Annotated in this window: 24 protein-coding genes; 17 read left to right on the forward strand and 7 right to left on the reverse strand. The window is 51.8% G+C overall.

What is annotated here, in order from left to right:
* The first annotated feature begins 78 nt into the window (after positions 1 to 78).
* The 4 genes from CEE36_01695 (at position 79) to CEE36_01710 (ending at position 2300) form a co-directional block, all read left to right on the forward strand.
* Positions 79 to 543, forward strand: coding sequence for a rubrerythrin (locus CEE36_01695; GenBank protein ID TKJ43855.1), 465 nt, complete (start codon positions 79 to 81; stop codon positions 541 to 543).
* 77 nt (positions 544 to 620) lie between these two features.
* On the forward strand, positions 621 to 800 hold the full coding sequence (locus CEE36_01700; GenBank protein TKJ43856.1) for a transcriptional regulator: 180 nt from the start codon (positions 621 to 623) through the stop codon (positions 798 to 800).
* Between the two features lie 96 nt (positions 801 to 896).
* Positions 897 to 1472: a rubrerythrin family protein gene (locus CEE36_01705; protein TKJ43857.1), complete on the forward strand. Its 576-nt coding sequence runs from the start codon at positions 897 to 899 to the stop codon at positions 1470 to 1472.
* A gap of 150 nt (positions 1473 to 1622) precedes the next feature.
* Positions 1623 to 2300 carry a hypothetical protein gene (locus tag CEE36_01710; protein ID TKJ43858.1) on the forward strand — a complete coding sequence of 226 codons (678 nt, stop codon included), beginning with the start codon at positions 1623 to 1625 and terminating at the stop codon, positions 2298 to 2300.
* A 980-nt stretch (positions 2301 to 3280) separates the two neighbouring features.
* Here the strand turns inward: CEE36_01710 and CEE36_01715 are convergent.
* The 4 genes from CEE36_01715 to CEE36_01730 all read right to left on the reverse strand — a co-directional run bounded on the left by CEE36_01715 (position 3281) and on the right by CEE36_01730 (position 7759).
* A complete protein-coding gene (locus CEE36_01715) occupies positions 3281 to 4723 on the reverse strand; it encodes a hypothetical protein (protein ID TKJ43859.1) in 1443 nt (480 codons plus the stop codon).
* Positions 4724 to 4913: 190 nt separating this feature from the next.
* Positions 4914 to 6011 carry a cell surface protein gene (locus tag CEE36_01720; GenBank protein TKJ43860.1) on the reverse strand — a complete coding sequence of 366 codons (1098 nt, stop codon included), beginning with the start codon at positions 6009 to 6011 and terminating at the stop codon, positions 4914 to 4916.
* Between the two features lie 511 nt (positions 6012 to 6522).
* Positions 6523 to 7137: a peptidyl-prolyl cis-trans isomerase gene (locus CEE36_01725; GenBank protein ID TKJ43861.1), complete on the reverse strand. Its 615-nt coding sequence runs from the start codon at positions 7135 to 7137 to the stop codon at positions 6523 to 6525.
* 4 nt (positions 7138 to 7141) lie between these two features.
* Complete coding sequence (locus tag CEE36_01730; protein TKJ44047.1) at positions 7142 to 7759, reverse strand: peptidyl-prolyl cis-trans isomerase; 618 nt, start codon at positions 7757 to 7759, stop codon at positions 7142 to 7144.
* Between the two features lie 161 nt (positions 7760 to 7920).
* Between CEE36_01730 and CEE36_01735 the strand changes: the two genes are divergently transcribed.
* The 4 genes from CEE36_01735 to CEE36_01750 are packed head-to-tail and all read left to right on the forward strand — an operon-like array spanning position 7921 to position 11567.
* A complete protein-coding gene (locus CEE36_01735) occupies positions 7921 to 8250 on the forward strand; it encodes a hypothetical protein (GenBank protein TKJ43862.1) in 330 nt (109 codons plus the stop codon).
* Entirely contained in the window at positions 8232 to 10514 is a 2283-nt protein-coding gene (locus CEE36_01740) for a hypothetical protein (GenBank protein ID TKJ43863.1), read from the forward strand. Before CEE36_01735 ends, CEE36_01740 begins: the two co-directional genes overlap by 19 nt.
* A complete protein-coding gene (locus CEE36_01745; GenBank protein TKJ43864.1) occupies positions 10515 to 10991 on the forward strand; it encodes a permease in 477 nt (158 codons plus the stop codon).
* Positions 10992 to 10994: 3 nt separating this feature from the next.
* On the forward strand, positions 10995 to 11567 hold the full coding sequence (locus CEE36_01750) for a hypothetical protein (GenBank protein ID TKJ43865.1): 573 nt from the start codon (positions 10995 to 10997) through the stop codon (positions 11565 to 11567).
* A 61-nt stretch (positions 11568 to 11628) separates the two neighbouring features.
* On the opposite strand, the gene CEE36_01755 is transcribed toward CEE36_01750, so the two are convergent.
* Positions 11629 to 12588, reverse strand: a complete 960-nt coding sequence (locus CEE36_01755; protein TKJ43866.1) for a hypothetical protein — start codon at positions 12586 to 12588, stop codon at positions 11629 to 11631.
* A 360-nt stretch (positions 12589 to 12948) separates the two neighbouring features.
* Here CEE36_01755 and CEE36_01760 point away from each other — a divergent pair, with 360 nt between their 5' ends.
* The gene (locus CEE36_01760; protein TKJ43867.1) at positions 12949 to 13251 is read left to right on the forward strand and encodes an RNA-binding protein; all 303 of its coding nucleotides are present in this window, start codon (positions 12949 to 12951) and stop codon (positions 13249 to 13251) included.
* Positions 13252 to 13408: 157 nt separating this feature from the next.
* Here CEE36_01760 and CEE36_01765 read toward each other — a convergent pair whose 3' ends face one another.
* Positions 13409 to 14149, reverse strand: a complete 741-nt coding sequence (locus tag CEE36_01765) for a hypothetical protein (GenBank protein TKJ43868.1) — start codon at positions 14147 to 14149, stop codon at positions 13409 to 13411.
* A gap of 215 nt (positions 14150 to 14364) precedes the next feature.
* Positions 14365 to 15282, reverse strand: a complete 918-nt coding sequence (locus CEE36_01770) for a DUF4438 domain-containing protein (GenBank protein TKJ43869.1) — start codon at positions 15280 to 15282, stop codon at positions 14365 to 14367.
* A gap of 206 nt (positions 15283 to 15488) precedes the next feature.
* On the opposite strand from CEE36_01770, the gene acpP reads away from it, so the two are divergent.
* The 8 genes from acpP (at position 15489) to CEE36_01810 (ending at position 22618) form a co-directional block, all read left to right on the forward strand.
* Positions 15489 to 15728 carry an acyl carrier protein gene (gene acpP, locus CEE36_01775; GenBank protein TKJ43870.1) on the forward strand — a complete coding sequence of 80 codons (240 nt, stop codon included), beginning with the start codon at positions 15489 to 15491 and terminating at the stop codon, positions 15726 to 15728.
* A gap of 27 nt (positions 15729 to 15755) precedes the next feature.
* A complete protein-coding gene (gene fabF, locus CEE36_01780; protein TKJ43871.1) occupies positions 15756 to 16997 on the forward strand; it encodes a beta-ketoacyl-[acyl-carrier-protein] synthase II in 1242 nt (413 codons plus the stop codon).
* A complete protein-coding gene (locus tag CEE36_01785) occupies positions 16994 to 17788 on the forward strand; it encodes an electron transfer flavoprotein subunit beta (protein TKJ43872.1) in 795 nt (264 codons plus the stop codon). The genes fabF and CEE36_01785 overlap by 4 nt, the downstream gene beginning before the upstream one ends.
* Positions 17788 to 18975, forward strand: a complete 1188-nt coding sequence (locus CEE36_01790) for an electron transfer flavoprotein subunit alpha (protein ID TKJ43873.1) — start codon at positions 17788 to 17790, stop codon at positions 18973 to 18975. The genes CEE36_01785 and CEE36_01790 overlap by 1 nt, the downstream gene beginning before the upstream one ends.
* Positions 18976 to 19096: 121 nt before the next feature.
* Positions 19097 to 19771 (forward strand): dephospho-CoA kinase, encoded by a 675-nt coding sequence (locus CEE36_01795; GenBank protein TKJ43874.1) that lies wholly within the window; start codon positions 19097 to 19099, stop codon positions 19769 to 19771.
* A gap of 478 nt (positions 19772 to 20249) precedes the next feature.
* Entirely contained in the window at positions 20250 to 20636 is a 387-nt protein-coding gene (locus CEE36_01800) for a hypothetical protein (protein TKJ43875.1), read from the forward strand.
* A 214-nt stretch (positions 20637 to 20850) separates the two neighbouring features.
* Positions 20851 to 22308 (forward strand): glycine dehydrogenase (aminomethyl-transferring), encoded by a 1458-nt coding sequence (locus CEE36_01805; GenBank protein ID TKJ43876.1) that lies wholly within the window; start codon positions 20851 to 20853, stop codon positions 22306 to 22308.
* Positions 22271 to 22618, forward strand: a complete 348-nt coding sequence (locus tag CEE36_01810) for a hypothetical protein (GenBank protein ID TKJ43877.1) — start codon at positions 22271 to 22273, stop codon at positions 22616 to 22618. The genes CEE36_01805 and CEE36_01810 overlap by 38 nt, the downstream gene beginning before the upstream one ends.
* Positions 22619 to 22622 lie beyond the last annotated feature (4 nt).

A 22622-nucleotide genomic window follows, 5' to 3' on the forward strand; every position in this document is an offset into this window, starting at 1 on the left:
AAGCACCTTGACCAATCCACACAAAGCCCTATAATTCAGAACGTGGGACAAGCTGAATCCCATGTAAGGAGGAGTTAAATGAGTAACACCTTTGGCTCAACCGATGAGCTGCTCGATTTTGCGATCGCTAAGGAAGAAGAGGCCAACCAATTCTATACCAACCTGGCGACACGGGTAGAGAAATCCCCCATGCGCGAGGTATTCGAACGCTTCGCCGCCGAAGAGCTCAAACACAAGGCCAGGCTGGAGGCGATCAAACATGGTAAGCTGCTCTTATCCGCAGAACAAAAGGTTGCCAATCTCAAGATCGCCGACTATCTTGTGGAGATCAAGCCAGAACCCGACGAAACCCTTGACTATCAGAAAACCCTGATGATCGCGATGCAACGCGAAAAGGCATCATTCAAACTCTATACCGACCTGGCCGCGATAACCGACAACGCGGAACTGCAGGAGACGCTCTTGGGCCTTGCGCAGGAGGAGGCAAAACATAAGTTGCGCTTTGAGATCGAATACGACGAGCACATCCTGACCGAGAACTAACGCTTCAGGTTATCTCTCGTATGTAGGAGACAGGAGGATAGGAGAGGCAAAAAACCTCAAATCCAAGGAGGATTTTGATGGCAGACAACGAAACGAAGGTAATTGAAGCCTTTAAGAAAGCAGGCGAACCCTTAAAGGCCGGACAGGTGGTAGAGGCCACAGACATCGATGCCAAGGAAGTGGGCAAGATCATCAAGAAACTCGCAAAGGAAGGCAAGCTTATCTCCCCGAAGCGCTGTTACTACGGACTCCCCTGATGCTGCTTGTAAAATTATCAGGCACGCTGAAGCGCCCTCTTTACCTTTTACTTCCCCAGACCCGCCGTTAAAGGAGTGGAAAGGAAAATAGAGCAAATGGCAAGCATAAATGGAACAAAAACCGAACGCAATCTCTTGACCGCGTTTGCCGGCGAGTCGCAGGCCCGCAACCGATACACCTACTTTGCGAGCAAGGCACGCAAGGAAGGCTATGTTCAGATAGCCGACATCTTTGCCGAAACCGCCAATCAGGAACGCGAACACGCCAAACGTCTCTTCAAGTTCCTCGAGGGCGGCGAGGTGGAGATAGCCGCAGCATTTCCCGCAGGCGTAATCGGGACGACGCCTGAGAACCTTAAGGCCGCAGCCGCAGGCGAGAACTACGAGTGGACCGAGATGTACCCCGGTTTCGCCAAGCTGGCCCGCGAGGAAGGCTTTGAGGGGATCGCAGCGGTTTTCGAGGCGATCTCGGTTGCCGAAAAACAGCACGAGAAGCGCTACAATGACCTTCTGGCCAACATCGAGGCGGGCAGGGTCTTCAAACGAGATAAACCGGTGATCTGGCGGTGCCGCAACTGCGGCTACCTGCACGAAGGCACCGAAGCCCCACAAGAATGTCCAGCCTGCGCCCATCCCCAGGCCCACTTCGAGATACTTGGTGAAAACTGGTAACCCGTAACACCGTAACACGCCTCCACTCCCACGGGGATTTCGCTTCTAACAAAACCATAGTATCAAGGGTGCATTGATGGTGCGCCCTTCCTTTTTGTTACCTTGACAACCCACCACTCTGAGGTTATCCTGAGCAAACAAGGAGGCAGCATGCGTAAGATAATTATTCTGATCCTTCTAGGAGCGGCTATAGCCGCCGCCGATCCATTCAACACCGTCACCGCCTACACCCTACCCCCTCAGATTGGCTACATCGGGCCGAACGTGCCGGTTACGATACCCCTAGAAGAAGGAGGAGACATCTCCATCGCCCCGGTCCTTTGGGCAGGCTATGGAATCTTCCCTCGGTTCGATATGACCTTGATGATCCCGGCCAGTATCTACGAGGGCGAGTTCAATCTGGGCGACGCAATGCTTGAGTGGCGTTACGAGCTGATCTCCTATGAGATGTTAAGCGTCTCGCCGGTGTTCGATGTATTCATACCCATGTATTCCGGTGGTTCGTTGAGCTTTGGCCCAGGGGTGATGGCAAGCGCTGGGTTTCCCGCCCTGCAGTTACATGCGAATCTCTTCTACACTACTGACTTCAAGGGTTCGGCAGGCGAACTGGCTTTTCTTACTGCTTCTGAATACTGGCTATACGAAAGCTTCTCACTCTATACAGAACTTAACCTCTATTACTCGCTGGACGCAAAGGAAGGCACAGTTGAGTTCTGGCCCGGTGTAAGCTGGTATCCTACCAACTGGTTGAACATAAATGCCGCCCTTGGTATCCCCACTACCCTGGGCTATCTCTCCCCCGGCCTGGCGGCGTACGTGAGTTTTTAAGAAAAACCTGAGATTAAAAGAGGTTTGTGTTACGAATCTTTGCAGACGTGCCACAAACTCGTCAGAGTTATATCGCACTCGTCACAAAAAAGCTGGTCAAAAGCTGGACAAAAGCTCCCCAAAAGCTGGTCAAAAAGTGGACAAATCAAGGACAATTTTCCCGGGTCCCCATAAAGCTACGAAGTAGATTTACGGGGTAAAAAAAGCTGGTCAAAACCCCGGGGTCCCCGCAAAAGCGCGAAGCGATTTTGTGGGGTAGAAAAAGGTGGACAGGGACGCGACTGCGTCGCGATTGCAAATATCAAATTGCAAAATGCAAATTTTAAAATGATGGTGCGGCTGCGGAGCAGACGTCTGGGGTTAAAAATTCGGGTAATTTCGGGTTGATTTATTATAGGGGAAGCGGTTTCCCCGCTCCCTTTATCCCCTTATTCATCTCAGCCCGCTTTTTTAATCGGGCCTTTTACCCTCACTCTTCAGAACACCTTGAGGAGATTCGTAGGGGCGTACCTTTAGGTGCGCCCGCATGATTTAATCGGGCCGACTTGACGCGTAGCGGCGTCTGATCGCCAAAGTCGGCCCCTACGAGCTTACTTATTCCTTTTGATCATCTTCTCCGAACGGTTTTCTTTCGGGTTCCGTGAGTATTTATGAACATCATCTCCATTAGGATTAGGTCTTGGAGTTGGCACGGGCTGTTTGTGTTTTTGAGAACCATTCTCAGATTTTTCTTTTTCTGGCATTTTAACCTTCTTTCGTATGGTTAGGTGTCGAAGAAGAGGATTGCTCAGATGGTGGCTCGGGACGTCTCGAAGTAGGATTATCAGCATCCGGATTGGGCTTAGGAGTTGGCAAAGGTTTATCCGGCTTACCTGATGGCTTTTTAGGCCTGTCTTGATCAGGCATTAAAACCTCCTACTAAAGAAAATACAATTAATACAAGATTCGTAGGGGCGTACCTTTAGGTGCGCCCGCATGATTTAATCGGGCCGACTTTCAAGTCGGCCCCTCTCTCCGTGCCAACGAAAAGCACGGCGGAAACCAAGGTCTTCGGCCTCTTTGATAGTCCATACATATGTCTCTCCTCTTTCCCTCTCAACCTTAGTCCTGTCGTATTGCTGATCAAAAGGAAGATGATAAATCTTTTCACCCGTCTGACGATTCACATTGCATTTGACTAAGGGATAATCCTCAAGTTTGAAATTTTCTATGACTTCCACTCCAAGAACCTCGGCAAACCTATGAGCTACAGGCGAAAGTTCGGTGGTTGTCATAAAAACAGACTTCACTTTTAACTTCTTTTGAAACAGCTCTAAATTCTGGGGACGTTGTTTTCGTTCTTGCTCTACTCTATACATCATGGTAGTCCCATATAGCTGAGCGATGTGCTTTTCATATATTGTTCGCCATCTAGCCCAACATTTGCATTGAACGATGTGAACCTCTTTGCCTTTCTGGGCAATAACATCCCGACCTAAATCTTCTTCTCTATACAAGACTCCAGATGGCAATACCTTATATCCTTTCTCCCAATACCACCATGCCACATATCTCTCGTAATCTCTTCCTATTTGCCACCTACTTTTATGAGGACGCCGACGCCAATTATCAAGAGCACGTTGAAGGCGCTCTTGATGGGAAAGTTCTTCCTTAACCGCCTCCCCCTGCCAAAAAACTGCCGGATCAACACCTTCTTCAATCTCCTCTTCTTCTGGAAGGTTCAAGGTAGTAGCAATCATTTCGTCAATTGTTTCGCCTTCAAAGTCGAAAAGATGCGGAAGGATACTCTGCCAGTAACGAAGTAAGTATTTAGCCCGACGCCATCTCTTTTCTGCCTCCCGTCGTTTATTTGCAATGTCTCGAATTTCTTCCGCAGCCCTAGGTGCCGGATGCGATTTGTTTTCTAAATAATCTGCTCTACGTAAATCTTGAAGGTAAAAATAATCTGCGAATACTTCCCCGAGCCAAGGCATCCCTCTTTTGCTTTCTTCAATTATCCTCTGAACTTCCTCTTGCTTCCTATTTATCTCTGCTTCCTTTTGTTCTATTGTCACTTTCATCCTAGACCTTCGCTCACTAATCTCCTTTTTCTCTTCCTCCATCATCTGTTTAATCTCCTCTTCTCTCTGCTCCATCATTTTTCCCATCCTAAACTTCTCATCGGCTACAAGTCTTTCCCTTTGTTCAATCTCCATCTTTAGCTTCTCCATATTCGAACGGAGTTCTTTAATCTCTGCCAATTTGCTTACCAGTTGTCTCCTCTGGCGATCTATAGTTGCAGAGAGTTCTCTATTTCGATTTTCCAAATCAGTAAGTCGCCTTTTTCGTCTTTTAACACTTCGGATTATCGATGATATACCCCATATCAAAAGACCTAAAGCAACTAAAATCAGTAAAACCCAACAAATTGGTCCCTCAAACATCTTTCGACTCCTGCTAGAATTCTTCTAGCCCAGAACTCCCACCTGAACATATCAGCCCTCTAATCATAAAATTATCTTATACTCGGATACATCTTTGTCAAGTGGATTTAAAGCCTCGCTGGCGAACCTTAAGGTTCGCACTACATGGATAGAGAGGGCCGAAGCCCTCTCTGCTTTTCTTAAAAGGCTCCTACCTTGTCCTTATGTTTCCTGAGTTCCTGTTGTCATGGCGATACTTGGGCCATGACGATGAAGCCAATCCCTTGGATTTGCTGGTAATCGCGTAGAGATTCTTGTCATCCGCCCCGAAGTAGATCGTTCCGTCGTCAGCGAGCGCGAGTGAAGAATATATCTCTCCGTCGGCTTCATATGTCCACTTAAGCTTACCTGAGGGATCAAGCGCATAGACGTTGTGATCGGGCGAGCCGAAGTAGATTGTCCCGTCCAAGCCGATTGTCGGGCCGATGTTTACGTCACCCTTTGTCTCGTATTGCCACTTGACTTCCCCCTCCGGGGTGAGCGCGTAGAGGTTGTTGTCAGCCGACCCGAAGTAGACGGTGCCGTCTTTGGCCACCGCACAGGAAGACCATATCTCATAGTCGGTCTTGAACTTCCACTTGAGCTCGCCTGAAGGGCTAAGTGCGTAAAGGTAGCCGTCCCTGGACCCGCAGTAGATGGTTCCGTCCATGCCAATCGCAGGGGAGGCCCGCACCCAGTTCCTGGTCCAGTATCTCCACTTACGCTTGCCGTCCGGGGTAAGGGCATAGATGCAATTGTCCTCCGAGCTGACGTAAATCGTCCCATCTACACCGATCGCAGGGGTAGTCGCTATGAAATCGCCGGTCCTGTACTTCCACTTGAGTTCGCCTTTGGGGGTAAGCGCATAAAGGTAACGGTCAAACGAGCCGAAGTAAATCGTCCCGTCTGAACCGAACGCAGGGGTTAACGCCCTTCCCTTGGTCTTGAACTTCCACTTTAGCTCGCCTTTGGAGGTAAACGCATATAGGTTCTTGTCGTTCGCCGCAACGTAGATCGTCCCCTTGGCATCGATTGCCGGTGCATGCACACCATACTCGATCTTGTATTTCCATTTGACCTTCCCTGAACGGGAGATGGCGTAAAGGAAGTTGTCTATAGCGGTAACGTAGATCGTCCCGTCTTTACCGATCACCGGGGTTCCTACCTCATCACCAAGCTCGCATTGCCACTTGAGCTTGCCCGGTCTCTGACAGGTAAGCAGCCCCAGAGCGAGCGCTGTGCCTAACAGAATAAGCAGTGCTTTTTTCATCTTTCCTCCTCATTGTGTTGGTGTTGAAGGATTTTTATCAAAGCCCTGGCAGGGCGGACTGCTAACGCAACCATCAAGTTTCCTCCTTGATACTGTCTTATGTTGAGTGTAATCGGAAACACGGACGTTGTCAAGTAAAAGGAAACAAATAGACTCTTATGAGAGAAAGCCCCAGCCGCGTATGTGAACTTCTCTTAAGAACACCTTGAGGAGATTCGTAGGGGCGTACCTCAGCGTGCCCCTTGGGATACCGTGTATCCCATAGGGTATTAGGTCCGCCCGCATGATTTAATCGGGCCGACTTTCAAGTCGGCCCCTACGAGCTTTAATCATAAAATTATCTTATACTCGGATACATCTTTGTCAAGTGGATTTAAAGCGTGTAGCGCGAGGCTTCAGCCTCGCTGGCGAACCTTAAGGTTCGCACTACATGAATAGCCCGTAACACAAGGCGCGCCCTTAATCTCTTCCGGGGTCCCCGCGACGTTGCAAGGCAACGGCGTGGGGTGCATCAGTGGGTGATGGTGATGCGGCGGATGGTGTCCGGAGGAATACCCTCGTCTTCATTACCGTTGCGCAACTGCATCACCACGTCCATGCCTTCGATCACTCGACCGAATACGCAGTAGTTGCCGTCAAGGTCAAGCGCCGGCTCAAGGCAGATGTAGAACTGACAAGACGCGGAGTTCCGGGCAGCGCCGCGTGCCATGCCAACCGCACCCTTAATATGCGATCGGCCGCTTTCCTCGTAGTCTATGGTGTAACCTGCGCTGCCCTGACCGGTGCCCAGAGGGTCGCCGCCCTGAATCACAAAGCCGCCGACGTAGCGATGCCAGATAAGGCCGTCGTAGAAGCCCGCATCTGCAAGCCTGATGAAGTTGCGCACAGTGTTCGGCGCCTCCATTGAATAGAGCTTGAACGTAAAGCTTCCCTTGTTGGTCTCAACCACAGCGCACTCGTTCCCGGTGAGCTTGACCGGATTGCTTTTCACGCGAAGCGCAAGCCCCACCCTCTCCTTGGCAGAAAGGTTGTAGGTATCGGGTATCGAAGGCTGAACCGCCTTAACACACGCAAGTCCTGCAAGCAGAACCAGGGACGTGAATCCGGCGAGGCGAACAAGCTTCATGACCTCAGTCCCTTGAGATCGTTATCTTTACGATCTTGTCGCCGCGGCGGAGTTCATTGACCACATCCATGCCTTCGACGGTCTTTGCGAAAACCACGTAGTTGCCGTCAAGCCCGGGCTGGGGTGCCAGGCAGAAGTAAAACTGACAACCTGCCGAGTTGAGGTCTTGACCGCGAGCCATACCCACGGCACCGAGTTCGTGCTTGCGGTTGTTGTGTTCGAAGGCAATATTGTACCCGGGGTTACCCGAACCACTGTTAAGCGGATCGCCGCCCTGCAGTACAAAACCCGGTTCGTAACGGAAAAAGATCAAACCATCATAGAATCCTGATTCGGACAGCCGGATGAAGTTGCGAACCGTGTTCGGGGCATCCTTCGAGTAAAGCTTAACCACAATCGTTCCCTTGTTCGTCTCGATAGTGGCCTTCTCATTACCCTGAAGCTCGATATCCTCATCCTTAACGGCAAGTGCAACCTTAATGCGATCCTGCGGGGTAGCCGTAGAATCCCACAGGTGGCGCGTGATCCCGAAAGGACCGGGCTCCGCTTTAGTAACGGTTGGTGGCGGCAACGGTTCCTGTTTGGGCTCCTCCTTTTTCTCCGCCTTGCTACAATAGATCATGGCAGCGGCAAGAATACCCATCAGTAAAACACCGATTGTCTTCTTCATAGAGCCTCCTTTGGTTTGGTGATGATACATAGGAACCCCAAAAGGTCAAGTCATTAAACCTCATTAGCTTGACACTCCAGAAGCACACTGTATAATTCGCGCAGGAGTTGACCTTGAAACAGGATCTCTTAAAGGAAATCCGCCAAGCTGAAAAGGAAGCGGCCAGGATGATTGCGGACGCAGAGGAGCAGGGGCAAAAGGAACTTGCAGAACTTGCCGCAAAGCACGAGAAGGAAAGCGCAAAGCTCGCTCTAAAGCGAGAAGAAACCCTGGCTCAAACGAGGGAGCGCGCTCGCGAGGAAGCACTTAAAGAAGCCAAGACAATAGGGGCTGAGGCAAAGAAACAAGCAGAGAGCTTGCGCAAAAAGGCAGCACCCAAGATTAACAAAGCGGCAGACCACGCCCGGAAGAAAGTCCTGGAACTGTGGGAACAGCAAGGGTAGAAAAAATACTCATAGCGACCCATCTTGATGAAAGGGATGAGTTGCTCCGCAGACTGCAGGAGGAGGGGATTCTTCACATCTCGAAGTTTGAAGAAGAAAGGCCAGATAAAAAACAACCCGAGACCGTTGTCCCTGATGCCGGCGAGGCAGAGCTCAAGCAAACCCTCGTTGGTCTGAATCAGGCTATAGGCTTCCTTTCAGGATACGCACAGAAGCGCAAGGGCGGAGTTTTTGCGGGCAAGCCTTCACTTCCTGCAGAAGAGTTCCGCCGCCGGGTTGATGAGTTGGATCTTCCGATCAAGCTGAAGCGAGCCTCCCAATTAAGCCAAGCCGCCTCCCGGCTGGAGACCGAGGAACGACAGCTCCACGCAGAGCTTGAAACTCTTACCCCATGGAGACCCATGAAGCACCCGCCTTGTGAATATACGAACCTGAAACAAACCCACGCTCGTTTCGTCTTCGTATCCAGCAAGGAGGAGAAAGAAGCGTTCGCTAAATCGCTTAAGCCTCTAACGGCAAACTATGAGACCGTAAGGCGGGAGGGCGAGACCGAGTACGCGGTGATACTTTTCCCAACCAACGAAGAAGAAGCCGTCGAGGATACGCTCAAGGCAACCGGCGTCAAGATGATCCAGCTTTCAGGGTTCGCAAAACCCCCGACCGAGGAAATCAAAGTAAGAAGGAAACTTCTGGCAAAGATAGGCTCAGATAGGGAAAAATTGACATCCCAGGCTCGCGAGATGAGCGCCGAGCTTTCAGGACTCCAAACAGCACTCGACCTCTACGGAAACGAGGGTTTGATACGCGAGCAGCACGAAAAGATGCTTGCCACCGAGAAGGCAGGGCTTATCGAAGGCTGGATACGCAGCTCTGATCGCAAGAGACTTAAAGAGATTGTGGCAGGTTTCGAGGCGAGTGAGGTTCGCAGCATCAAAGCGAGGAAGGGCGAGCGGGTGCCCGTAGCCCTGCGCAATCCGCCCTGGTTAAAACCCTTCGAGCTGATCTTAAACATGTACGGCACCCCTAACGGACGCGAAGCCGATCCCACACCACTCATGGCTCCATTCTTCGCCCTCTTCTTCGCTTTGTGCATTAGCGACGCAGGATACGGGATAGTAATAGCCGCGGTAACCGCGTGGCTTATCTGGGGTCGCAGGATTCGAAACAACCTTATCTGGATACTCTTCTACGGAGGGGTGCTGACAATATTTACCGGTGCGGCCATGGGTTCGTGGTTCGGCAACATGCCCGATATGCTCGAGATCCCATGGCTCGTGGGCTTCCGCGACGCGCTTACCTGGTTCGACCCCTTAAAGAACCCCATGCCGTTCTTCTACATATCGCTTGGACTTGGCTACTTCCAGATGATGTTCGGAATGGCGGTTGACGTAATAGACGGTCTGCGAACCGGTGAATACGGGTCGGCGTTGTTTGAGACCATGCCCTGGTTCCTTATCTATCTCGGCATCCCATTGATGATTGCGACCTCCATGAGCATCTTGCCCAAGATTCTTTTCACACCGCTATTGATCGTCGTGATTGCAAGTCTGGCTGTCTCGTTTGTTCTATCCAATCGTCCTGGCCCGACCTCTGTAACAAGCGCCATACTTCTGTGGGCGGCGATGACCGCAGCATTTCTTGCCGCAGCAAAGGTCTTCGGTTTGCTTGCGCTTCCGGGAATAATCCTCAAGGCGCTTCTCATTGGAACCATCGCCGCACTCTGGCTCTACACTGTCTTCAAGGGACTCTCGGAGAAGACCCTGCGCGCCGCAGGCGTTATATTCGGCGTGCTCGGACTCGCGGCAATTATTCTATACGTAGCCGGGGTGATTCAGGCTAACCTATTCCTGGCCGCTGTATTCGTCCTCAACCTGATCTTCACATTCTCAGTTCTCAAGGGCTGGGCATCGCGTATCGTATGGGGCGCTTACAGCCTCTACTCCAACACAACCGGTGTGCTGGGGATCATCCTCTCCTACGTTCGCCTAATGGCCTTGGGGATGGTAACCGCCGGAATCGCAATGGCCTTCAACCAGATCGCCTGGATGCTTGGGGGAATCCCTGTGGTATCTGTTATTCTCATGCTCATCGTGCTTGTTATCGGTCACGTCTACAACCTCGCGATAAGCGGCTTGAGCGGATTTGTGCATACCCTTCGTCTACAGTATGTGGAGTATTTCCCCCGCTTCTTTGCAGGCGGAGGGGCAAGATTTGAACCATTTGAGTTGAAAACCCGCTACGTAAAAGTTACAAGGAGGACTTAGATGGAAATGGGTCTTACATACGGAATTCTGGGAGCCGCAGCCGCGGCGATCCTTGCAGGGATCGGCTCAGCTATAGGAATTGGCTACGCTGCTCGCGTGGCCAACGGTGTTCTGGCCGAGGATCCGGACAAGTTCGGTTCACTGTTTATCCTTGTGGTGCTGCCCGGCACCCAGGGGTTCTACGGGTTCCTGGGAGCATTCCTGATCATCCTCAAGCTCGGGCTTCTGGGCGGCGGCGTTCCTGACACCCTGACCATGTGGGGAGGTCTCCAGCTCCTCTTCGCCTCCCTGCCTGTGGCGTTCGCCGGACTGCTCTCCGCTATTCACCAGGGTAAGGTCTGTGCCTCAGGCGTGGAGATGGCTGCAAAACGCCCCACGGAATCAACCAAGGCGGTGGTCTACGGTGCCATGGTCGAGACCTACGCGGTGCTTGGACTTCTAATCACCATCTTCCTTCTGCAGGGGATCAAGCTCTAGCCCATGCCTCGCGACAAGGTAAGCGCCAAGATAGAAGCTGACGCAAAGGCACGCGTTAAAGAGATCCAGGCCGAGTTTGCCGAACGCTGCAAGAAGCTGGAGACAGAGCATGAAGGACGCAAGAAGGCCTGTAGAGAAGAGACCAAAAGGCTTGCCGCGGCTGAAGAAGAACGTCTCAAGAGGGAGATACTCTCAGAGGCACGACTGACGGCAAGGAGGGAGATACTTGCAGCAAAGCACCAGCTGATAGAAGAGACCCTGAAGCGAGCGGCAGAAAAGTTCACCAAATCCAGGAACTATCCAGCCCTGCTTGCGAGGATCGTTGCAGAACAAGGCAGCCGAACCCAGGTGCTGCTCTCTGCGAGTGACTGCAAGCGTTTTGCAAAATCTGTCTGGGCAAAGAGGGCGGATGAGGCACCGATCAAGGGCGGCGTAATCCTGCGGACATCGGCAAGAGACCTGAACTTCAGCATAGATGCCGCGTTCGAAGCGCTGGGCGAGCAGCTCAGCCTTGAGGTATCCGATCTCCTGTTCCCGGATTCCGTCTGTAGCAAAAAACTCTCCAAAAAGAAATAGCCCCACTGAATGTTTAAAGGCCCCGCTCAGGCGGGGCCTTTTGATTTATGAGAATAGACTCTTAACGCTTACGCCTTTTGCGGAACCGCAGCCTGGAGCGAAGGGCCAGGCCGGCCACGAAGGCGAAAGGCAATATGGGGAAGATAATCAGGGCAGAATAGTACTGATTGTGACTTTCTGCATCGTCTTCAGCATAGGTGAAAACCAGATCCGAATCTATATCCCCCGGATCGTAGTAATAGGAACCCAGTCTGGTTATAAAATCGCCTTCCTTGCATACCTCGGCGACAAAAGGATAGTTCTCCTTTACCGCTTCGTACTCGCGACCGTTCAACTTGTTTGCGTAGTAATACTCGAGATTAATGCCGGCGTTCTGCTCCAGCTTGACACGGTGCTCGGCGATTACGTGGATGAGCAACCCGTAATCGTAACGGTAATCGTAATCCGGATTGACGCTCAGGGAGGTAATCCTCATCGGATAAACTATCTGCGACGAGGTAAAGGTAAACTTGACCGGCTGCACGTTTATGCTGTTGTCGCGAGGGATATCCTGAACGCTGAAGGCAACGAAAACCCAGTCCCGCTCTATATAGTCTCTAAACACCTCGCGAGCCTTAACCGTGTCCGAGGAGTCGGCAACCCAGTAGTCGTTTTCCGCAAGCCAGGTAAAAAGGGTGTCGGGATCGTCGGCCTTGATGATTTCGTATGAAAGCACCCCCACGCTTCCTTCCTCGATTATCCTAACGCCGTAACCGTCGTAGTAACCACCATCGTAGATAACACCGCAACCAAAACCTCCGTAACTGGGTCTGCACATCTCCTCGATCTGCTCAAAAACCGCGATCGTGTCTTCTTCAATCGCAGGCCTGGAGGGGAATGGAACTATCCATCCGAAAGAGCCCGCGTCGCTTGCAACATTGATCAGAAGGTGCAGAATCTCCTGACTCCCTTCATACTCAATTATAGCGTACTGGTAAGGCTCTCCGACATAAATCCCTGGGGGAGGAAAGATGCCCCCCATCCGCCCAAAGCGTCACTGCAAACGCACTGACCACCGAAAGAATCAAAACCCGTTTCATAACCTCTCCTTGGTTGAGTTTCTCTGACAATACTCAAAAACACCCTGCCTGTCAAGTCATCAACTTCCAATCGTTGGAAGAATACACCCACATAGTGGAACAGTTAGATTGCTGAGTTTAAGTATATTGAGGGAGAAAGTAGGGGCCGGCCTAAAGGTCTACCCCTGCTTAAAGAATCCATTAAATCCAGCAACGCATGTCTGGCAAAAGACGACGGCACTTCACGACTTGACATAAGTCTCAAAATAACTATAATTATATGTTCGTTGCCACAAATGGCAGCGAGACAGGAGAAAAACTACATGCGTTTATTCATAGGAAACCTTCCCCATTCTTATAATGAGGAGAAGGTACGTGAGATCTTTGCCGAGCATGGCGAAGTATCCAAAGTAGCGGTTCCAACGGATCGTTACACCAATGCGCCTCGCGGCTTTGCTTTTGTAGACATGCCGAATGACGAGGAAGCCAACGCGGCCATAAGTGCCGTTAATGGAACAGAGCACGATGGTCGTGAACTCAGAGTAGAAGAAGCCCGTCCCCCGCGCGAGGGTGGTGGTCGAGGTGGCTACAACCGCGGCGGCGGCGGAAACCGCAACCGCTGGTAAACCAACAAAATACCTTTCTCGTCATTCTTGACAGTTAGTTGATCGAGATCGAGGGAAAGTAAAAGCGCCAGTCTTTGGACTGGCGCTTTTCTTTTTTATTCAACTTCTTCTCACTCAACCTTCAGGAGGGTGTGGAGCAGATAATGACCCGAATATTTCAACTAATCTGGAATTCCTGAGCCAAAAATCCCCTGATTCCCTCAATCATTGATTTAACTTGTTTCTCATCGAAATCATTGAAATCTCCGTGAGCGGCAGAATTTCCAATAGCAAGCCATGATTGGATTTGACTCCTCATTGGTTCACCATACCGACCCATTTTTTTAAGCTCGTCGTTTATCTTTGAAGCTTTCTGCGAATCATCGATGGTTTCCTGTCTTGCAATTCGTCTCAAGGTATCCTCAAGCGCAACTCTTGCCAAAACTGCTGCTGGATCCTTGAATCCCTTTTCATTAAGGTATTGGGATTGATCCAACACAGAGCTAAAGATTTCGCCTGCCACAATGAACTCTTGTCTGATTAGAAACCCTCCTTTCAGATCACTCAAAGCCCCTTGAAGCACAGCTTCAACTGTTTCAAGTACATCGAATAATTTAAAATCACTATCTATAGGTTCATTTCGAGATAATCCTTCCAGTTCCTTATAATAATCACTAGCCTGCCCACATGTTATCTTAATAATATTTTTAGTTTTCAATTTCAAGGCATTTACTTTTGGAGTCTCAATGCCACCTCCTTTACGAGATTCCAATATCTGTTGAACTTCTTCTAAAAGTTGTTCCAACCTATTTACATAACGTTGGTGGTTAGGATTTAACATAGCCATTCCTCCATCTATCAATAATACCCTTGACCGAGTCTTTGTCAAATGGTTTCTTCCCCCGAAAAAAATCGTCATCGCGACCGATCGAAGGGAGGGTGGCGATCTCATGGCACTTTGTTGAAAACACAATGGAATGTGCTATGGGATTGCCACGCAAGCCTTCGGCTTGCTCGCAATGACAGTAATAGAAAGCCCGCGTTATCGATCTTATTCGGGCCGACCTAATACCCTACGGATGTATAAACATCCGAGGGGCACGCTGAGGTCGGCCCCTACGTTATTACAGGACACTACTTCTTTTTCTTTGCCCTCTTCTTCTTTGCCGGGCGGAAGCGGCCGATCTTCAAAATCTTGCCCAGGTTGGCGTTGGAATCAACCTTGGGGACGATCAGAGGCTTAGCGCACGAGATAAGGGTGGTCACTCCGGGTCCGTGGCCGGCAAGCAGACAGTCGGAATGGATCACGATGCCGACGGTCACCGCTCCCTTGCGCCAGCTGCGGCCGAAAACGTTGTCGTGATCCGTGATCGCAACGAAGTCGCCGAAACGAAGCTTGTCAAGACCGAGCTCGGCGATCTCTTCGCGGTCGGTGGTCATGATGTCGTAGTCGCCTGTTCCCATCGAGGTGGAACCCACACCTGAACCCATGAGATGGCCGGGCACTATCGCTACAACCGGGACCTGGATCTTGCCGCCTTTAAGTTCACGGATGCCCATCTTCTTCAAAAGACCGGGATCCAGGTTGGTAACGTGGATGTCAGGGTACTCCAAAAGCTTAAGTCCCTGCCCCCAGGCGCGGACAAGGAACTTGTCGTCCATGTTGAGCTTGGCAAGCACGTCGTCGGCAAAATCTATCATAACGTGCTCTGCCCCGCCGTGATGTCCGGTAACTATACCTTTTTTGCCCTTGGCGTCGCCTGAGACAACAATCGCCTCGTTGCCAACGCAGGAGTAGAAATGATATGAGGTGTTGGGAGGATCGTAGCGCTTCTCGGCGTCCACCAAGGTGGAGACGCCGGGTTCAATGTGGTCACCTGCCCAGCCGAAGGCCGTATCACCAATCTTCACGTTGTAGCTGATACCGCCGATACTGGGCAAAAGGAAGGCCTTCCCCTCCGCATCTACCGAGTGACCTCTTCTACCCGAAGGATAAGACACCTTACCCTGCACCGAGAGCTTAACCACACGATCCGCGTTCGTTCGCAGCATAAGTCCTCCTTGGAGTCTAGAGTTTAGATTGAGAATTATATTAATAACTCCGGGGAGGTCAAACCTGCCCTCACCCGAGGCAGCACTTTCCGGGGCACCTTATTATCACCCTAGTCAGAAGCCTTGCACGCGACCTCATGAGATGCTTGACAAACCCCGTTGTTTGCCGTAGACTTTGGTCTCAAAGTCATCTAAGGAGGATGCAAATGGCTCTTTTCGACGAAGTGAAAAACCTGATCGTGGAGCAGCTCCACGTACCGGCTGAGAAGGTAACACCTGAAGCCAAGTTCATCGACGATCTCGGTGCCGACTCCCTGGACACGGTCGAGCTTATCATGGCCTTTGAAGAGAAGTTCGAGATCGAGATACCTGACGAAGAGGCCCAGAAGCTGGAGACGGTCGGCAAGGTGATGGAATACCTGGAGTCCAAGCTCAAGGAAAAGTGATCCGGCGCCCCGGCGAAAGGATTTGCAATGGATCGCCGAGTCGTAGTAACGGGCGTCGGGCTTCTGACCTCACTGGGTCACGACGTCCCTGCCACCTGGGAGAAGTTGCTCGCGGGTGAAAACGGCATCCGCCGGATCAGAGGTTTTGATCCGTCGGACCTTGATGCCCAGATCGCGGCCGAAGTCTTGGACTTCGATCCTGTAAAACGCATAGATTTCAAGCAAGCCAGACGCATGGACCGATTCAGCCAGTTCGCCTTGTGGACAGCAAAGGAGGCGGTTCCCGATTCAGGGATAGAGTTCGGCAAGGAAAATCCTGAACGCTGCGGTGCACTCATCGGCGTCGGTATGGGTGGGATAATCGTGTGGGAAACCGAACACGAAAAGTTCCTGGAACGCGGTCCTAAACGAGTCTCCCCTTTTCTGATCCCAATGATGATCCCGGATATGGCCTCAGGGCTTATCTCCATAGAGTACGGCATCCGTGGCCCCAACTTCTGTACGGTATCGGCATGTGCATCAGGTGCACACGCGCTGGGTGAATCTTTCGAGCTAATCAAGCAAGACAAGGCCGAGGTGATGATCACAGGCGGCACAGAAGCAGCAATCACCCGATTCTCCGTCGCCGGCTTTACAAACATGAGGGCGATCTCCAGACGCAACGACGAACCTGAACGCGCCTCAAGACCATTTGATGCTGACCGTGACGGTTTCGTGATAGCAGAGGGAGCAGGAATCCTCGTGTTGGAGGAACTGGAGCATGCCCGCAAACGCAGCGCCAAGATCTATGCAGAACTTGCAGGATACGGGCTTTCAGGCGATGCCTTTCACATGACCGCCCCTGATCCTGAGGGCAAGGGACCGCAACTTGCGATGCGTATGGCCCTTGACGAAGCCGAGCTTAATCTTCAGGATGTAGACTACATCAACGCCCACGGAACCTCGACAGAATTAAACGACCGAATGGAAACCAGGGCAATTCGGAGTGTTTTCGGCAATCATGCGGACAAGCTATGGGTCTCCTCATCCAAGTCGATGATCGGACATCTTCTGGGCGGCGCAGGCGGAGCTGAAGCGGTGATAACTGCACTCACCGTAAAAGAAGGCAAGGTTCACCCTACCCGCAACCTTGAGAGACCGGGCGAGGGCTGTGATCTTGACTACATACCAAAACAAGCGCGGGAAAAGGAAATCAAGGTAGCCTTATCCAACTCGTTCGGTTTCGGGGGCCACAACGTAACGTTGGCGTTCAAGAAGTTCGAAGAATGAGATTCATAGTCTGCATCAAACAGGTGCCTGATACTACCGAAGTGCGGGTCAACCCTGAAACGAACACCCTGATCCGTGAAGGCGTTCCAGCAACAGTTAACCCCTTTGACCTGTACGCGGTCGAGGAAGCCTTGCTTCTAAAGGAGAAGTTCGGCGGTGAGGTTATTGCCATCTCCATGGGACCTCCTCAGGCCGAGGAAGCGTTGCGCGAGGTGATCTCCATGGGAGTTGACAAGACCATTCTGATCTCCGATTCCAAGTTCGCCGGGGCCGATACATGGGCAACCTCGCTGACCCTCGCCGCTGCCATCCGTAAGATCGGTGATTACAACATCATCTTCACAGGAAAGCAAGCCGCAGATGGCGACACCGCACAGGTAGGGCCGGGTATCGCAGAGTTCCTCGACATCCCTCAAGCTACGTTCGTAAGAAAGGTGGATGAGCTGAACCCTGATAAACAGACTATAAGATTGCAGTCGATGTGGGAGGAGGGATCTGAACGCTTAGAGCTTCCCCTCCCCTGCCTTATTACGACGGTCAAGGAACTTAACGAACCGCGTCTACCCAGCCTGCGCGGCAAACTTACGGCAAAGAAGGCCGAGATCCCGCTCTGGAGCTTTGATGAGCTTGCGGTTGAGAAAAAACACGTGGGCCTTGCAGGTTCTCCCACCCAGGTAATCAAGGTCTTCCCACCTCCACCTCGCGCTGAAGGAGAACTCTTCGCAGACGCAGACCCGGACGAAGCTGCACGCATCATTGCGGATAAATTAACCGAGAAGGGGCTGCTCTGATACCATTACGTATTGACTACGATCGCTGCACCCTTTGCGGCGAGTGCCTGCCCGCATGTCCGTTTGGTGCCCTGAGGATTCGAGATGATCGCCTATATGTGCTTGAGACCTGCAACTTGTGTGGGGCGTGCGTACCTGTCTGCCCGGAGGATGCCTTATCAATAGAGGAAGTTAAACGAACTAAAGAGATCGATCCCAGTGAGTGGCGCGGCGTGTGGGCCTTTGCAGAGCAGCGGCGGGGCGAGATTCAATCCTCGACTTACGAGCTTTTGGGATCGGCCAGGGGGCTGGCTGGAAAGCTCAACGTGCCGGTAACCGCAATATTGCTCGGAAACGAAGTGAAGGGACCTCGCTCGCTCCTTGCGGCCGGGGCCGACGAGGTGCTCTACGTTAAGAATGAGACCCTGGATCACTTCGGGGTTGAGCCTTACTCGAAGGCTATCGCCGACCTCATTTCCGAGCGCAAGCCAGAGATCGTTCTCGGTGCTGCGACCTTCATCGGGCGTTCGCTTCTTCCGCGCATCGCGGTGAGAGTGCATGCCGGGCTGACCGCGGACTGCACCGGGCTTGATGTCGACACCGAGAAGCGGCTCCTGCTTCAGACCCGCCCTGCGTTCGGCGGAAACATCATGGCCACCATCATCTGCCCCCAGCACCGACCACAGATGGCCACCGTGCGCCCTAAGGTAATGAAACCTCTGGAAGAACCCTACAACTCAAAGGGCAAAGTCTCTGAAATCTCGGTGGATTCGGCATCCAACCGTGTTCGCTTCCTTGAGTTCGTGGCCGACGACACCTCTCAGATCAACATCGCCGAGGCCGATATTATCGTCACCGGTGGAAGGGGGCTGCAGGATCCGAAGAACTTTGCCCTCATCGAGGAGCTTGCCGGTCTCCTCGGTAGTGCGGTTGGCGCATCACGTGCCGCAGTAGACGCGGGCTGGATCAACTACTCACACCAGGTCGGTCAGACAGGCCGCACCGTCTCGCCCAAACTCTACATCGCAGTAGGGGTGTCAGGCGCCATCCAGCACCTTGTGGGGATGCAGTCATCGGACTACATCATCGCTGTTAACAAGGACCCAAACGCACCTATCTTCAAGGTGGCTGACGTAGGCATAGTGGGCGATCTGTTCGAGGTCGTTCCGAAGCTGATCGAGGAGATCAAACGCCGCAAGGGGGAATAACATTCCCTAAAGCCACTATGCAGGGCACTATCTCAAAAGTAACCCTGAATCCGCTTGATTCCAGCGATGTTGTCTATCGAGAGGTGCTGTATCCTTATAACCGAAGCTATGGCTCCAGATAATGACAAGAATCCCCAGAAAGGATGTGGTGCGTGTTACGAGGTATTACGGGGTGTTACGGGGTGTTACGAGGTGTTACGGGGTGTTACGGGTAGGTGTAACCGGTCGGGCAGGCTCAGGCAAGTCAACCTTTGCCCGGATGCTTGCCGAAAACCGAGCCAGCATCCTGGATGCAGACAAGATCGCATGGAAACTATACTCCAATCCTACTGTCCGCAAGAACCTCGCCGAAGCGTTCGGCAGGAAGATCTTCAACAAAGAGGGGGCCGTTGATCGAAAAAGCCTGGGGGAAATCGTCTTCACGAACCCGGAAAAGCTAAAGCGACTGAACGCCATCATCCACCCTCTGCTTGTGGGCGAACTCAAACATCGGATAACCCGATCCTCTCAAAAAGTGGTAATCATAGACGCAGCCCTTCTACTTGACTGGCCTCTGGCTCGTGAATGCGATCTTCTGATAGCCGTCCTCGCCCAGGAAGATATCTCGGTTGCCAGATTAACAAAGAAAGGGACAAGCCCAAACCGAACCAGGGCAATACTGGCAACCCAACGCCCAGAGCAAGAGTTTCGCACACTCTGTCATGTGGTAGTAGAAAACAACAAGGATTTGAGTGAACTAAAACTCAAGGCCGATAAGATTTGGCAAGAAAGGATTAAACCTTTACTCGACACTTAGCGTCCCAGACGGAATCACAATTTGATATTAGGATAGTGTTCCGGATTACCTACATTCAACGTTGAAGTGCAACACCGAGGTTAGCGACTTCGAGGGAAGTTTTAAAGCCCAGGACACTTTGCTCCGTGTCCATCGCCCTTTGGTCTGAGTCTGTTGTTTAGCCTTGATTGCTCCGTATACGTCGCCCTCCGGTCTATCAACTTGATTTCCTCGCCACTGATTTTAGCGAAGTAGCGTAGGGGCCGACCTTCAGGTCGGCCCGCTTTTATGATTTGGATGACTCGCAGACAAAGGATTAATGAAGGTAACCATACAGTTCGTTAAGGAGGCTTAGACTCCTTGAGTGATATGACCACCTCCTTGCGAAGCCGTCATACGATACCTTCTTTCAAACATTTCGAGTAGATTTCCGGTAAGGCAATGCGAACACTTGACAAGTTACAGAAATCGGATAAACTTCTCCATCAAAGGAGGATGCATGAAAAAGTTGCTCTTGCTTATCCCTCTCGTTGCAATGATTGCGCTCAGCGGATGCGCGTGGCAAGCCGTTTCTAAGGTCCCCCCACCGAAAGACGTATTCATGACAACCGGCGACATGAAGGACGGCGACTACGAACCAGTAGGAATGGTTAGTGCGATGCGCATCGAACTGGCATTCAGCTGTCTCGGTATCCTGCCCCCTCTCTATCCCATGATAGGGCCACAGGCACAAGACTTGCTTTTTGAGCAGCTGGCCAAGGAAGCCAAGAGGATGGGTGCCAACGCCGTAATCAATATAAGAACCTCTGTCATACCTGCCCCGATCATCCCAGGGCTTATCTGGATACCTGTGGTTAACATGAGCGGCATGGCGATCAAGATGTAGGCTTTCAAAGATTCAAAGAGGGTGCCCAGGCACCCTCTTTTTTCTTACCCCACTCGGTCGCTTCACGACCGAGCGGGGACCCCTGAACTATTTAGACCTGGCAATCCGAAGATATAACCTTGCGAAATACAAGTTATGCATTATCAGGTCTTACAAGGATCAACATAACCTCCAGACCCGTTGACAATCCGCACTTTCTGATTAATATCAACGAATGGAGCTTTCGTTTGATCTCTCAAAATCCACTCGCAGGGCGTTCCGCTTCAGCGAACTGGATGTCCCTGAAAGGAAGATATCGGAGTTCATACCTGAGCGCTATATTCGCAAACAAGATGCCTTGCTACCCGAGGTTGCCGAACCCGAGCTGGCCAGACATTTTGTGCACCTTTCCACCCTCAACCACCATATGGACAAGGGCTTCTACCCCCTGGGCTCGTGCACCATGAAGTACAACCCAAAGATCAACGAGGATGTTGCCCGTCTTGCGGGATTCGCAGACCTTCATCCCCTGGCACCGGTGAGTATAACTCAGGGAGCGCTTCAGTTGATGTATGAGTTGGAGAAACTTCTTTCCGAGATCTCGGGATTCGATGCGGTAACCCTCCAGCCCTCGGCAGGCGCGCAGGGGGAGCTTTGCGCAAACCTTATCACCCGTGCCTACTTCAAACACAAGAACGAGAATCGAACCAAGGCCATTATACCCGACTCGGCACACGGCACCAACCCTGCAAGCGTAATACTTTCAGGCTTCGAGTCCGTAACCGTGCGTTCAAATCCTCAAGGCCTTATTGATCTTGAGGATCTTGAGAGCAAGCTCTCGCCGGATACAGCACTCATCATGATCACCAACCCCAACACCCTTGGACTCTTCGAGCCCGATATCTCCAAGGTGATCGAGAAGGTGCACTCGGCAGGTGCCCTTGCCTACCTTGATGGAGCCAACCTCAACGCACTCATGGGGATAGTCAAGCCGGTCGAGATGGGCTTTGATCTCATGCACTTCAATCTGCACAAGACCTTTTCCACGCCGCACGGCGGCGGAGGACCGGGATCAGGCCCGGTTGGAATGACCAAGGAGCTTGAGGCATTCCGACCCGTACCGGTAACGGAAAAGCATGGTGAAACCTACCGCCTGAACTATGAACGGCCGCTCTCCATCGGCAAACTACAGGCCTTCTACGGCAACTTTCTGGTGATGGTCAAAGCCTACACCTACATCCGGATACTCGGTGCTTCCGGGATAGCCGATGTGTCCAGAAACGCAATCCTCAACGCGAACTATGTAAAAAGCCTTATTGAGGATGTTCTAGAGGTGCCACATCCCCAACACTGCATGCACGAGTTTGTAGCATCGGGCAAGGCACTGCGCAAATTTAATTTAAAAACCACCGATCTGGCGAAGCGTCTTTTGGACTACGGCTATCATGCACCTACCATCTACTTCCCCCTGATCGTCTCCGAGGCGTTGATGGTTGAGCCGACCGAAACCGAGACCGTAGAAACCCTTGAGGGCTTTGCCGAGGCTATCCATCAGATAATGCAAGAATCCAAAATCAACCCCGAGATGCTGCGTCAAGCACCTCACACCACCCCGGTGGGACGACTTGATGAGGTGCGAGCAGTCAAGGAACTAGATGTTTGCTTCAGACCTGACCGAGAAACGCAAGGCTGAACTCTGCACGAAGATTGCCGAGAAGGTCGTGCGGTTTCGCCTTTCGCCCTTGGCGATTCTTATGATTGAGTCTGTCAAACCGCTGAGCTTTTTGGGGAACCAGCTCATGGTCTTCTTCGCGCCTATGGTGGGTGCATTTACATCCAGCCCTGTATATGAGGAGATGACCGCGTTCCTCGAGGAACGCTCAAACCTCGAGATGCTGATCCAGAAAATCGAAGAGATGGAGAACGAATGGGTGAAGAAAGAAAAAGAAACCAAGGAAGCGAGGAGGAAAGCAAGGAGGGAAAAGCGTGGCAAAAGCAAGTAAAAAA

The organism is candidate division TA06 bacterium B3_TA06 (assembly GCA_005223075.1).
Classification (GTDB): Bacteria; Hydrothermota; Tepidihabitantia; order B3-TA06; family B3-TA06; genus B3-TA06.